The sequence below is a fragment of the Parashewanella spongiae genome, assembly GCF_004358345.1.
Lineage (GTDB): Bacteria > Pseudomonadota > Gammaproteobacteria > Enterobacterales > Shewanellaceae > Parashewanella > Parashewanella spongiae.
This window is the reverse complement of record NZ_CP037952.1, coordinates 790,243-805,022: the sequence shown is the minus strand read 5'-3', so window position 1 is coordinate 805,022 and position 14,780 is coordinate 790,243. Positions and strand designations below refer to the sequence as shown.

Genomic DNA, 14,780 nt, shown 5'->3' with positions numbered 1-14,780 from the left:
CAACACTCAGGCTCTCCCACGTTCACTTTATTTCCTTCAATACATGCCACTTCATATTACGCCGGAAGATCAAACAGATGCATTTACCAGTTGCTTCTCTGTTTGTGTCAGGGTTCGTCAACTAGGAAAGACTCCCCATCTTCATTTTTTGATTTACGACGCTTAACTGAATTCGCTTGATGCTGCGGCCTACATTGCATCTCAACCTTTATTCAAGGCCTTTGTCACAGGGCTTCATGTCATAGCGGTTACCCATTATGCATGCCCGTCAGATTTCGGGATGAACTGGTAATTATCCCGTCAGGTACGTTTCAACCTGATGGACTTATTATAAATAATAACGTTGCTGTCTCTGGTTTATGGCCATGTAATCGCTTGGCTGCGTATACGTTGAGACAAATCCCGCAACAGAATAAAGCGCTTCGTGGCGCTCCCTAGAAACATCAGTTGACTGCGTTCTCAAGCGTAGAAAAAATGGCTGATATTAAGACGTAGCTTGCAGCAAGTAGTTATTCCATTAGCAAAAGTTATACCTAACTGTCTCAACGTAGAATAACTATGTCTTCATCAATTTCACTTGTACTTTGAACACACACATAGCTCTGAGCTGGGAATTTAATTACTGTAATTGGTATTACAACACAGATAGCAGTCATTTTAGCAAGCTTGTGAGCGTAGAGCACTCCACTCATTGGGTGAGTGCTGAGCATTCATATACTTGCTGAAATCATGCATCTTCAGGTAACACGGGGATCAGCCCGCAAGTATCAGTTTAACGTCGAGCGGTTTAAGCCGTACCACCTACTGTTAAGCGGTCTAATTTTAGGGTTGGCTGCCCTACACCTACAGGCACACTTTGACCATCTTTACCGCAAACACCAACGCCTTTATCTAAGGCTAAATCGTTACCCACCATGTTAATTTGTCCCATTGATTCAGGGCCGTTACCAATTAGCGTTGCACCTTTAATGGCTTGAGTGACCTCGCCATTCTCAATTAAATAAGCTTCAGAAGCTGAAAACACAAACTTACCTGAAGTGATATCAACTTGGCCACCACCGAAATTAGGAGCATAAATACCATTTTTAACTGAAGCAATAATGTCTGCAGGATCAGACTCTCCCGCTTCCATATAAGTGTTGGTCATACGAGGCATAGGCAAGTGAGCATAGGATTCACGACGACCATTACCTGTAGAGGCTTCCCCCATCAAACGGGCATTTAATTTATCCTGCATGTAACCTTTAAGGATCCCGTTTTCAATCAAGGTCGTTTTTTGGGTCGGCGTGCCTTCATCATCAATGGTCAATGAGCCGCGGCGATCATGAATCGTGCCATCATCCACAACAGTCACTAAAGACGAAGCAACCTGCTCGCCAACACGTCCACTGAACGCACTGCTGACTTTACGGTTGAAGTCACCTTCTAACCCATGACCTACAGCCTCATGCAACAAAACACCCGGCCAACCACTGCCAAGGACAACTGGCATTTCACCCGCTGGTGCATCAATGGCGTTAATATTGACTTGCGCTTGACGTACAGCCTCACGAGCAAATTGAAAACAAACAGGCAGCCCCTCATCGTCCGTGGTGAATAATCGCTCGTAGTCATGACGACCACCGCCGCCAGCGGAGCCTCGTTCTCGCTTACCGTCATCTTCAATCAATACGCTGCAATTAAAACGAATAAGTGGCCGTGTGTCCGCACACAACGTCCCATCCGTTGCCGTGACAAGAATTTCTTCATGAACCCCAGATAAACTGACAACCACTTGTGAAATTCTTGTATCTAAAGAACGAATATAAGCATCGGCTTGTTTCAGCAAGTCAATTTTTTTAGTTTCTGCCATCGAAGCAATTGGATCTTGCGCTTGGTATAAAGGCGTATGATCCGATGCTTTGGCAATTTGAACCACTTCACCTTTTCCTGAAGATGCAATACTGCGAGCCGCCAATGCCGCTGATTCTAACGCTGATGGTGTAATTTCATCGGCGTAAGAAAACCCTGTTTTTTCACCACTGATCGCACGCACACCGACACCACGTTCGATATGAAAACTGCCTTCTTTGACAATGCCGTCTTCCAGCATCCATGATTCATGGCGACTACCTTGGAAGTATAAATCGGCAAAATCAATCTTGTGTTGGTGGATGATATTCAGATAATGCTGTAAATCATCTAAACTCAGCGTGTTGCCGAGTAAACTTTGTCCTACTTGGGTTAACATTAATTTTTAATCTCTCGGTTAAGCCCGCCATCGGCAGACTGTTTTTATTTGAGTATGAGCGACTGAAAACGCTTATGCTTCACAATCGGCATTTGAGTTCTAATTTTGGCTAGTTTTGCCATGTCAGGCTCAGCTTGAACCCAACCTAATCCTGTGTGTTTTTGTGCTAAAATTTCGCCCCAAGGGTCAACAATCATACTTTGTCCCCAAGTTTCACGTCGACCTTGTGAGTGTTGCCCCCATTGTGCCGCGGCTAATACATAGCATTGAGTTTCAATCGCTCTTGCTTGTATGAGTGTTTGCCAATGCGCTTCTCCCGTTACTTTAGTGAATGCTGAAGGTAACGCAATAATTTCGGCTCCTGCTTGGCGCATAGCTTGAAACATCTCTGGGAAGCGTAGATCATAACAGATTGCTAAACCAATTTTACCTATTGGTGTCTCAATGACAGTAATATGCTGGCCTGGACAAAAGGTATCGCTTTCTCGGTAGTTCCCAGTGCCATCTTCAACATCGACATCAAACAAATGTAGTTTATCGTAATGCCCCAATGACTGACCCTGAGGATCGAACAAATAGCACCGACTAAATACACGGTTTTCATCCGCTTGCACTGGGATGCTGCCAGCCACTAAATAAACCTTAAACTCAGCGGCGAGTTGAGCCATTGTATGCTTTAAAGAGTGAGATTCTGTCTCACCAATCACTGCTAGTTGTTGGCTTTCATGACCGCCAAATAACAGGACACATTCAGGCAATACAACCAATTGTGCTTCATCGGTGCGTGTAAGCTGCTCAAGCTGCTCGCGGATAAACTGCAAATTTTGCTGAACATCTCGACTGCTTTGACATTGCAATAAACTTATCTGCATGGCTGGCTCCATTAAACGTAAGAGGAATCACTTTCGAAGGTTGGACAGAATGGTTCTTTTTCCGTTTTATTATTTTTTGTTTGTTATCTTCTTCAGTGGGCTGAGTGCTATCCTGTTTGGTGGGTTCTTGCTCCTCAGGCTGCTTTGTTTCGGCATTGGCTTCTTTTGCTGGGATGACAGCATCTGGGTTCACTTCTCTCAAAACAGCTTCAGGTATTTCAATCTCTTTACTTTTACGCTCTAATTCTTCGATTTTTGGATCTGATAATGTGCCTGTTAATCGAAAACGAATTTCGGATATGATTTCAATAACAGGTTCTAATACTTTTGTTAGTGCAAAAGCGCCGACACCGAGCGTCCACGCACTGGTACTCAGCAATACGACGGCTGGAACACTGGAAGCCAGTTTAGGAGAAAAGCGAATATCATAATTAAGGCTTTCTTGACTTAAATCCGTATAGCCTCTGACTTTTATGGTTCCAGCCACGGCATCCATAATCGTATTGGTTGTTTTTACTACGCCGTCGTCAACTCGTAGATCGCCTTCGAAGGTATCAAAGTACAAACCCTTCCCAAACACATCAGAGAAATCAAAAGACAACTTTCTCAGCAGTGAATCTAAGCTAAATAGCGAAAATATTCTCGCTCCTTTATCACTTACTTCAGATAAATGGCCTTTACCTAACTCAAAATGTAGATCACCATTTAAGCGCTGCAAAGCAAAGTCGTACGGGGCACCAATCCAGTTAATTTGCGCCTGTAAATTCACTGGCGCATCTTTCATTCCGGGATCGCTATCAAACTGCTCCGCCAGATAATCGAATTTACTTGCGGTAAGGGTAAAATCTAATTCAGTGGCGTCTGTTCCATTTTGCTGTGCAAAACGCCACAAGCCAGTCCCTTTTATACTTGTCTGCTCAGTTGAGAGTTCAACATTGTCTAAGCGATAACCTTGCTCGCTTTTCATCCCTGTCAGAGATAATTGTCCAAATGGTTTTCCAAAAAAAGTAAAATCCTTTGCATCGATTTTTAAAGCAGGCAAGCTATTTAAAATAGCTTGGTTATTCTGCACATCAATTTTTGCTAACTTGACTTCACTTTCGCTTGTTTTATCCAATTCAGGTGTTGCTTCATCGTTTTCGAGTTCAGAAAACAGATACAACTTTTCGGCTGTTATTTGCAAACCCTGTCGTTCCCAATCTGGATAGAATTTCAACTGGCCAGTGAAATTGTCAGAGTCAGCATCCATTGTCCAGACACCGTTATTATCTTTCCCTTGCAAATTTAACTGGCGTAACGCTTGCCCAAATACATTCAGTTCATCGATTTTTGCATTGATATATTGCAATGGCGGAAAAAAACCTACCGATTGAGCGGTTGAAGATTCAGGGGTATCAGGATGTTGACCATTTTCTTCATTCACCTGAGTAAAACGATTAATGATAGGTAGCCAGTCATTTAATGTCGATTGCGAAAGCTCAACATTAAGTTGTCCTCCCGACTCAGATAATTGATCTCCAGCTTTAAATTGACGACCTAAAATAACGTCGAAGGATTTAAGCTTTTCCGCATGATATGTTCCTAACTCCCCCCAAAACTCCATTTTCTTACCAAGCTTGATTCCTAAAGTCGTTTTTGCATTATCGCCCATTAGCTCCACTTGTAATTGCTCTTTATCAGCACTTTGCTTTGCAAACTGCGCAGGCAATAACAATGTTGTGCCAACAAGATCTGAACTCGCATTAGCTTGTAATGTGAAGTTTTGCTCTGTAAACAGAATTTTTAACTGACCTTTCCAATCAAAATTTCCAGAATAATATTCACTTAAAGGATTATCGAGAGATGATGGCAGTTTCGACAAATCCCATTCACCACCAAAATTCGCGTGAAGTGCTGAGCCTTCCCCCTTCAAGCCAAAATCTTTTGGCCCTGTATCAAATGAAAAATTAAAGGGTTGTTCAAATAAAACTGCCGTCAGCTCATCGCCTTCAACAACATCATTATGAAATCGTACTTTTCCCTTAACCTTACCTAAATCAATGCCCGGTTGTTCAATAAACACTGAATTATCGTTTAGCTCAATTTGACCGCGTACATTTTCAACACCGCCTTCATAAAGCGGAAAATTCATATCTAAAACACCAACCACTTGTCCTTGCACTTGAACGACATTCAATACTTCGCCCACTGAATCAGACAAAGGCGACGAGAGTAGTAACTCTGTTGCATCTTCACCTGTTGGTGTTACTTCAGCTTGTACCCCAAGTTCAGCATTGTTGCCTAAGTTCAGAATAAATGCATGAGCGCCATCAACGGCGACATTTTGTAATTGACCACGGTTCACCCAAATATCCATGCGCTTATTCTCAAATAAGGCATCTAAATCAAGTTCAGTAATCGATGGCCAGTCTGGCTGAAAACGAAAGTTACTGTCCGTAAGGCTAAAACCAGCTTGAAATATTCCTTCATGTTCAGAGAAGGGGTAATTGGCAAATTCCCCCTGCCACACAATTTTCGCATCAGGAATTTTACCGGCTTGCAGTGCTCCCGTTAAATAATCAATTAATGATGTATCCATTACGGAGTGAGGAAAGTAGAGGAAAGCATGGCTCACGTTGTTGATTTTCATATTCGCTGAAAGCGCCATTTCGGCCGAGCCTTCAAAATCAAGCCACAACGCAGCATCCAGCTCTATATCATTATTCTTCATCGCCAGTTGTGGCAATAATAAAGTTTTTGAATTCAAATCAAACTGAGCCACCGCTTCTTTGCCTTCGAGGTGAATTGGTGCAATAAAGCCCTCACCAAAATCTAATTCATATTCCTGAGCAGGCAAGTGCAATTGTACCTTATTGTCTGTGACAAGCAGGTTTAGAGCTATCGGCTGAATACCAATATTATTATCAACGGATGCCCAAGTAAGCTGTTCAATATTGGTATGCAAAGTAGAGCCGTCTGCTGGATTATAAGAAAACTGAATTGGCCCAATTTGCCCTTTAGGTGCTAATGCTTGCCACTGTGGTAATTTATCAGTGCCTAACATCGGCAACAACGGAAGCAATGGTTGAAAATACTCAAGATTAAGCTGATTAATATTTGCCGTCGCAACACCGTTACGATAGTTTGCCTGTACAGACAATTCAGGCCATGCCTTATCATTGCTGACAAAATCGAGTTGGTTACTGTTTAATTGCCAACCATGCTCAGTGCTTTGCCATAATAGTTCAGCACTATTAATTTCAAATTTCTGAATATCAGCAGCATTCCATTTCAGCCAACTTGGCTCAAATTTTACGAATATCGAATTCCAATTCCGTTTCGAAAAATCTGCCCAGGCTTGCAAGTTCACAACCCCTTCTATTTTAGCGGGTAAAGAATCGACCACTCCACTTTTGGTTACGCTGGGTTGTTTCCCCGTCCACTCACCAATATCGAGTGAAGTTGCATCAAGATACGCAAGCCCAGTGACGGTTTCAGGCTTGAAACCATCGCCAGTAAAATCAAACCTAAGTGATAAATTTTCAGGTTTCTCTTGACTAAGATCCAACAAGACTTCGCCTTGCCCTAAATGTTTATTGCCATCATTTGACCAATGAAAATTATTAATTCTAATAGGGCGATAACTTTGCTCAGCACTCAGCATTTGCAAATTCACATTGAACATAGTGAATTGAGAAAATTGCTCGAGCATAAGGGAGTACAACCAGTCTAAATTATGGTTCGTTATCGCTTTAACGGCTTCAGTACTCTTGTTTTTTTCCTGTTGTTTTTTACTGGGCTGGCGAGCCGATTGCAATTTATCGATATCGATACCGAGATGAACGCCATCCACTAAAACATTCTCAATTTTAGGTGATAGTGTCAGTAAGCTTTGCCAAAAATCTACTTTAAACTGCACTTGTTGCAAAATAACCGTTGCGGGTAATTTCTCTTGCGGAGGTAATATAAGGTTATCTACAGTAATTGATGGCCCATAAGCCTGCCATTCTGCAGAGATTTTGCCTATAAAAACTTCAATTTGATATTCATTACTAATGAAACTAACTAAATCATGACGAACGTTATCAAATTGTGGTAACAGCCCCCGTATCAAACTGACAAGCAGCGCAAAAAGCACTAAAAAACCTGCCAGAATTTTCCAGCACCAGCGATTGATGATTGAAAATCGGGTCATTTTCGTCACTAAATCATCACCACATCAAATTTGTTCTGGGCATACATGGGCTCAACTTGAACCTTAATTCGTTTATTCGAATAAGCGGCCAGTTCAGCCACTAGATGACTGTCGTCGCCAGTGAGACTGTGATGCACTGAAGGCGAGCAATAAAGAACAAACTCATCAGCCTCGTAAGCTCGATGCAGGCGAATTACTTCACGAAATATTTCATAAGAAACGGTTTCAACTGTTTTCATGCTGCCTGAACCGTTACAAATTGAGCATTCTTCACACAATACATGCTCAATGCTTTCGCGAGTGCGTTTACGTGTCATTTCAACTAAACCCAAGCCAGAGAAACCACTCACGCTAGATTTAACTTTATCGCGACCTAACGCAGAACTAAGGCTCGCTAATACTCGTTGTTGATGTTCTTCGTCAAGCATATCAATAAAATCGATAATGATGATGCCACCTAAATTTCGTAACCTAAGTTGTCTCGCGATGGCTTGAGTCGCTTCCAAATTAGTATTGAAAATGGTTTCTTCTAAATTACGGTGGCCGACAAAAGCACCCGTATTAATATCTACCGTTGTCATAGCTTCGGTCTGATCGATGATCAAATAGCCACCAGATTTAAGCTCAACTTTGCGTTCAAGTGCCCGCTGTATTTCGTTTTCAACATCGTATAAATCGAAAATAGGAGAAGGCCCTGAGAAGTGTTCGATTTTATCTGCAACTTCAGGCATAAATTCTTCAGCAAACAGTTCCAGTTCGTCAAAGGTAGTTTTTGAATCCACTTGAATACGATCTAAATTAGCCCCCACAAAGTCTCTAACAATACGCACTTGCAGTGGCAAATCTTGATAAAGCAAACACGCACCTAAGCGTTTTCGCCGTTCACTGACTTTGCCCCACACTCGGCGCAAAAACGCGGCATCTTGAATAAATTCTTCTTCGCCAACGCCTTCTGCAGCGGTGCGAATAATAAAGCCACCATCGGCATCAACAAAAGGTTCAACAATGGTTTTCAGTCTATCGCGTTCACCACTATCAATGCGTTGTGAGACACCGACATGAGCCGCACCCGGCATAAAGACTAAATAACGAGAAGGCAGGGTAATATCTGTCGTTAAACGGGCTCCTTTCGTGCCTAGCGGATCTTTAACCACTTGAACAACTATGAATTGGCCTTGCTTTACCAGCTCACTAATATCTCTCACGACAAAATTACGTTTTTCACCATCGGCAACACACTCAGTATGAGGAACAATGTCTGATGCATGCAAGAATGCCGCTTTATCCAAGCCGATATCTACAAATGCGGCTTGCATTCCCGGTAATACACGGCTAATTTTGCCTTTGTAAATATTACCAACCAGTCCACGTTTCATACGTCTTTCGACGTGAACCTCTTGCAATACACCATGTTCAACTAATGCCACTCGAGCCTCTGTCGGCGTGACATTAATTAGGAGTTCTGAACCCATTTTCCGTTGAGCTTTATTATTTACGCGCTGATTCATCACTGTTGCCTTGCATTTACCCATCGTGACGTTTCGCGGTTTCGCTCATCCGTTAGATAGGGCTACTTTATTTCGAATTCATACTTTGTGCATTAAGCAATAACTGTCTTGTTTCCATCATCGGCAACCCAACAACCGCTGAATAACTGCCAATAATATTTTTAATAAATGCACCGGCTATACCTTGAATACCGTAAGAACCAGCTTTATCCATCGGCTCTCCAGACTCTATATACGACTCAATATCACTGGCCGTTAAATCACAGAACTCAACCTGAGTTTCTACCATTAGCACATTTGAACCATCTTGACTCACGACCGCCACGGCGGTCATAACTTGATGCTCACGGCCTGATAATCGTGTCAGCATATCGAATGCATCTTGATAACTTGTTGGCTTGCCGAGAATATCATCATCCACCACAACAATCGTATCCGACCCCAGCACTATCGCCTTCTCATCACCAAACAATACTGCACCGACTTTAGCTTTTTGTAGCGCTAAACGTTTAACATAATCCGTTGCGATTTCAAATTCGAGTTGTGACTCGTCAATGTCAGGTGAAACACAGTCAAAGGTTTTTTCTGGCATTAACTGGGTAATCAATGCAAGCAGTTCTTTACGTCTTGGAGACGTTGATGCCAATACTAGTTCCACAATTAAGTTACTCTATATTTTAAAGCAATACGCCTTATCATCCAGTTGCCCCAGCGCCAAAAAATAAAGCTCGCAAAGGCCGGATAAAATAAGACTAAGCTAAATTCGGTTTCACCTAGAATGAATTCAATCCAGAAAACAATTAAGTGATAAAGGATCATAATCGCCAACACAACAAGTGCTTGTTGCCATTGAGGAAAGTTAATCAAACGTTGTTGATATAAGAGCACAAAATACACTGAAATAGAAAGTGCTAACGCATTCACACCTAAATGGGAACCAAGTAACACGTCCAGTATCACACCCAATATAAAAGCGGTAAAAATACTGTATCGATGAGGCAAATGCAGCGTCCAACACATAAGGATAAGCAGCAACCAATCTGGCCGCCACGCGCTTATTTCCATTGGAAGTGGCATCACCTGTAGTACTAATCCGACAATAAAGGTCAACCAAGCAACAGGACGACCATTAGCAGCTTGATAATTCATTGTGACTCCTTGGCGATGCTGGACTCAATCAATTCATTTTGCATTTGAGAATCTGGCCAGATCAGCAACACATATCGAATCCGATCAAGTGCCGCTAAGGGTTGAGCGATGATCTGTGCGTAATTTTGGCCACTATCTCGCTGTACTTTAATCACCCGAGCAACGGGGTAACCTTCTGGAAAACGATGCCCAAGCCCTGAAGTCACTAATAAATCACCAATACGGACATCTGTGCTTTTTGATACATGCCTTAATTCAAGCTCATCCAATATTCCAGTGCCATTAGCAATCAAACTAACATCATTACGAGTAATACGAACAGGTAATCCATGAGTGCTATCCGTCAGCAATAATACTCGACTTGTTAAGGCATTAACTTGAACAACTTGCCCCACAATGCCTTGTGCGTCGATAACAGGTTGCCCCACAAAAACACCACTATTACTACCATGATTTAACACAACATATTGATGATAAGGATCACTGGCCACCTCAACAATTTCAGCGACTTTTTTACGGGTATCGATCTGAATAGGAGAATCAAGCAATGTGCGCAGTCGTTGGTTTTCCTGACGTAAATGTTCAAAACGCTGTAAGCGTTCACTCATCATTAACTGCTGATTAAGTAGCTGAGTGTTCTGTTTTTCGAGCATTTCTCTGGTGGCTAAACTTTCCGCTGACCAGTCAAGCAAGGCACCGGGGACACTCGCTAAATATTGAACAGGCGCAAGCAAGCTTGCTAAAGAGCTGCGAAATGGATCAAGATATTTATTGGTAGCGATTAATAAGATCGATAAAGCGACTGCTAGAAGCAGTCGCGTTTGATGAGAAATTCCACGTGCAAAAATAGGCTTCATAAGAAATAGGCGACTTCCGTCGCCTAACCAATCACATTAGCTGTCTTCAGAAAACAGATCACCACCATGCATATCAATCATTTCAAGTGCTTTTCCACCGCCACGAGCCACACATGTAAGAGGATCTTCAGCTACGACTACCGGAATACCCGTTTCTTGCATTAATAATCTATCTAAATCACGTAATAACGCACCACCACCGGTAAGTACCATGCCGCGCTCGGAAATATCTGATGCTAACTCTGGCGGTGACTGTTCTAACGCTTCCATGACGGCACTCACAATACCACTCAGTGGTTCTTGTAAGGCTTCTAAAATTTCATTGCTGTTCAAGGTGAAACTTCTTGGTACGCCTTCAGCTAAATTACGGCCACGCACTTCAATCTCAAGGACTTCATCACCCGGGTAAGCCGTACCAATCGTATGCTTAATGCGCTCAGCGGTAGCTTCTCCAATTAAACTACCGTAATTACGACGAACATAGTTGATGATGGCATCATCAAACTTATCACCACCAATGCGAACCGATGAAGAGTACACTACGCCATTGAGCGAAATAATCGCAACTTCAGTGGTGCCGCCACCAATATCAACAACCATAGAGCCTGTCGCTTCGGAAACCGGAAGACCAGCACCGATGGCCGCTGCCATTGGTTCAACAATAAGATAAACTTCACGAGCGCCTGCGCCCATTGCTGACTCTCTGATAGCACGTCGCTCAACTTGGGTAGCGCCAACTGGCACACAAACCAAAACCCTCGGACTTGGTCTAAAGAAACCGTTATTATGTACTTGTTTAATAAAATGTTGCAGCATACGCTCAGTCACGTAAAAGTCTGCAATGACTCCGTCTTTCATTGGCCTAATGGCTTGAATGTTTCCTGGAGTCCGTCCCAGCATTTGCTTAGCTTCTGTGCCAACTGCAGCAACCGACTTATGGTTGGAAGCACTACGTTCGCTACGAATAGCAACAACAGAGGGCTCATTTAACACTATGCCCTGATCGCGAACGTATATAAGAGTATTGGCTGTTCCTAAATCGATTGAAAGATCGTTTGAAAAAACACCACGCAGCTTTTTAAACATGTGTCAGGCCTGTATTCAATGGAATCATAAAAAGAAAAATTCGGTTAACTCTATCAATGCCCTGTCAATTCCACAAGAGCAATGCCGATTACATGCGCATTTGATTGTAATTATTTTAGATTAATTCAGTTAACTGTTCCATTTAGACAGAAAACAAATTTATACCACAGCCTAAAATGGCAATTTTGAAATCGAATAACGCATTTATACCAATTACTGTCCAACTTCACGCCAATAAATGATTTTATCATGACCTCTAAATCGTCCAAAATATACACTTGCTGACGGGTTAGCATAGTTAGGAGTTGCATCCCAATACCATTGTAGATAATCCGGCACAATTAATGGCGAAGTAATTTTACCTCGATAAGGATTTACACCGTCAGATTGCCACAACAAGCGACCAGCACCAGAAATAAATGGGTTAAGACTCACCTCTAATTTACGGGCGACTGACTCACCATTGTCTAGTGCAGGCTCATAGATAAATGCGGCTTTAGAACTGGCGTCTGCAACTTCAATTTGAGTGCAATTATCATCAGTATTCGTTTGCCATCCGCTGCCATTCCAATACTCAGTTCGTATTGGCATAACAAGCTGCTGAGTTTCAGGGCCATAAGTATTGTCCATCACCAAACGACCATGACGCATCAATACTCGCCCAATCACTTTAGCGTCACAGCTATCCGTTAATTGACAATTAGCTGCGAGCGACGCTTGCATATCAGGATTCAATACTTGTGCAATATTGGGCGTTTCTTGATCATCAAGATTAAGTCCAATGGTCATACGACTAAAAGGGCCATCGACACCATTACTGATATTTGAATCAAGTCGATTGAGTTTTGGATCTAACACAAAAGAAGCTTGCCCTGCTGTCCAGCCATTTTCTGCGATAATATTGTCTCTCCCTTGCGCTAAACTCAATCGGTGTGTTAGTTCAAGAAACTTATCATAGTCAGGCTGTGCACTATTTAACTGACTAGTATAAGGTTGATTTTGTGCTACCAAATCAATACTGGCTTTACCGAAATCCCCTCTATAATTTTGGGTTACTTGTCCGTTCACATTTAACGCTCGCAAGATAAATCTCGTGTTAAAGGCCTGATCCAAATAACTGTAACTCTGGCTTACTCCCGTTTCACAAACAGATTGCACACTTGGGGTCGACAACTCAAAACTGGCGGGTACAAAACGACCAATTGAATCACTGGTATTCACTTGAATAGCTAAGTTACTACCTAAATATGCTGGAGGAACAGTAATAAATTGAAATACACCAGTTTCTGTCACGCTTTGCTGTTCTCTATTAGGCTGAATAGAAGCAATGTGTGAATAATCAATCACACTTAAAGCGCCTAACTCACCACCTGCAGGTTGGATCAGTTGATGGATCAGCCCAACATCAGTTTGAGCATAACTGGGAGTCGTTTTGTTATTACAAATCAGCGTATTATTAGTAGACCAAGCCTTAGCTTGAATATCTAAAAAAAAGTTGGAGCCAGCTGCTTTAAAGGCACTACAATTTGCATCTTCAGTCACACACTGCGAGTTTGCTTCTGGCGCTTGAATACAAAAACCGTAGGGCACCGAGATGAATGAGCCCATCCCCGTCATTATTAGTCTGCCTTCATCACCGCTTCCAATTAACTGAGCGGCAATCTCCAGCTTACCGGCATCGGGATAATTAATACTAAAATTAGCTAGACCTTCATTATTAAAATTAAGCACATGAATTGGCGTTGTTATCGTATTATCACCATTTATTGTGACGATGGGTTCATTTACTGGTGAAGCAGGCTCTATGTAGTCACTTGTAAATCGGACAATTTTGGGCTTATTGGCAAAAGCTGGGACGCATTGCGGTGAGTTATTTGACTTTTGAACCGCCTGAATCGTCGCATTTTCGGGCTTATTAGCATATTTATCATCGATAGTAAGGAGGAGACCGCTATCTGCAAAGGTTAACTGACAGTTCGCGTTTGACTTTGCTCCGTTTCCAATTTGACACAAAGTTTCATTCAGCCCGCTGCCATTCAACATGGTCGCGTTAATCGATATTGGATTTGTCGAAAAGTGACGTAAGTCGATATTGGCGCGGCCATTTTCGATTACAACTTGCCGTACCCGATTGCCATTTTGAAACCAGCCACCATTATTGAAAGCAATGTTTGGTGATAAATTTGCGCTTAGATCATCAGCAAATAAGGTATCACATTCAGCATTTGCACAAGCCTTTAATGTTACCGCCGATGGTTTGCAAGTGAGTAAGCTTGACTCGATTTCGAATTCAAAATGATGTGGTTTAGAAGGATCTGGAAATTGACCGTTATAACACATACCTGCGAAATCAGCGTTTTCAATGGCATCCGGTTCGACCGTTACGGTGGCATTACCTTGAATGGCTATATGCCCACCAGCGGCGAGTCCCCCTGTAATACGTGAATCTCCACTTAAAGTCGCAGTTGGGGTGTAAACCAATCCATTAATTTGACTTGAACCTGACATTGAGAAGGCGCCACGCACATAGATAATTAAATCTTCAGCTTTTCCATCTAAATTTAGGTTTGCATTGAATACCTCTAAAGAATTAAAGTACAGCCGAGTTGTTGTACCTGAAGTCGTAATGTAATTACCGTTTCTAAAGTCGCCAGTATGATAATTAAAGTCACCGGCTACAAAATCATCACTTTTATTGCAGTCTGGCGTAGTCTCTCCGTCGCATTTTAAGTTGCCATTAGTGTCAGGAATACCGATAGGTGCTAGGAATAAACCATGGTGGTTACCTGTCGGTGGATCTGTAAAAATTGTATTGCACAGTTCAATCGCTTGAGCTGCAATTGGGCATAAAAATAACACAAGCACCAACAGGGTTCGGATAATAGTAATACAATGCGTCATTTC

The 14,780-nt window shown here is 42.3% G+C and carries 9 protein-coding genes; all 9 read right to left on the bottom strand.

What is annotated here, in order from left to right:
- Positions 1–787: 787 nt before the first annotated feature.
- The 9 genes from tldD to E2I05_RS02835 all read right to left on the bottom strand — a co-directional run bounded on the left by tldD (position 788) and on the right by E2I05_RS02835 (position 14,777).
- On the bottom strand, positions 788–2,230 hold the full coding sequence (gene tldD / locus E2I05_RS02875; RefSeq protein WP_121853509.1) for a metalloprotease TldD: 1,443 nt from the start codon (positions 2,228–2,230) through the stop codon (positions 788–790).
- Positions 2,231–2,274: 44 nt separating this feature from the next.
- Positions 2,275–3,102 carry a carbon-nitrogen hydrolase family protein gene (locus E2I05_RS02870; RefSeq protein WP_121853510.1) on the bottom strand — a complete coding sequence of 276 codons (828 nt, stop codon included), beginning with the start codon at positions 3,100–3,102 and terminating at the stop codon, positions 2,275–2,277.
- Positions 3,026–7,276 (bottom strand): YhdP family protein, encoded by a 4,251-nt coding sequence (locus E2I05_RS02865; RefSeq protein WP_165905480.1) that lies wholly within the window; start codon positions 7,274–7,276, stop codon positions 3,026–3,028. The genes E2I05_RS02870 and E2I05_RS02865 overlap by 77 nt, the downstream gene beginning before the upstream one ends.
- A gap of 8 nt (positions 7,277–7,284) precedes the next feature.
- Positions 7,285–8,748 carry a ribonuclease G gene (gene rng, locus E2I05_RS02860; RefSeq protein ID WP_179952744.1) on the bottom strand — a complete coding sequence of 488 codons (1,464 nt, stop codon included), beginning with the start codon at positions 8,746–8,748 and terminating at the stop codon, positions 7,285–7,287.
- 103 nt (positions 8,749–8,851) lie between these two features.
- A complete protein-coding gene (locus E2I05_RS02855) occupies positions 8,852–9,442 on the bottom strand; it encodes a Maf family protein (protein ID WP_165905481.1) in 591 nt (196 codons plus the stop codon).
- Between the two features lie 2 nt (positions 9,443–9,444).
- Positions 9,445–9,933 carry a rod shape-determining protein MreD gene (mreD, locus tag E2I05_RS02850; protein WP_121853514.1) on the bottom strand — a complete coding sequence of 163 codons (489 nt, stop codon included), beginning with the start codon at positions 9,931–9,933 and terminating at the stop codon, positions 9,445–9,447.
- Positions 9,930–10,790 (bottom strand): rod shape-determining protein MreC, encoded by an 861-nt coding sequence (mreC, locus tag E2I05_RS02845; RefSeq protein WP_121853515.1) that lies wholly within the window; start codon positions 10,788–10,790, stop codon positions 9,930–9,932. Before mreC ends, mreD begins: the two co-directional genes overlap by 4 nt.
- Positions 10,791–10,826: 36 nt before the next feature.
- On the bottom strand, positions 10,827–11,876 hold the full coding sequence (locus E2I05_RS02840; RefSeq protein ID WP_121853516.1) for a rod shape-determining protein: 1,050 nt from the start codon (positions 11,874–11,876) through the stop codon (positions 10,827–10,829).
- A gap of 213 nt (positions 11,877–12,089) precedes the next feature.
- Positions 12,090–14,777, bottom strand: coding sequence for a DUF6701 domain-containing protein (locus E2I05_RS02835; protein ID WP_121853517.1), 2,688 nt, complete (start codon positions 14,775–14,777; stop codon positions 12,090–12,092).
- Positions 14,778–14,780: the final 3 nt, after the last annotated feature.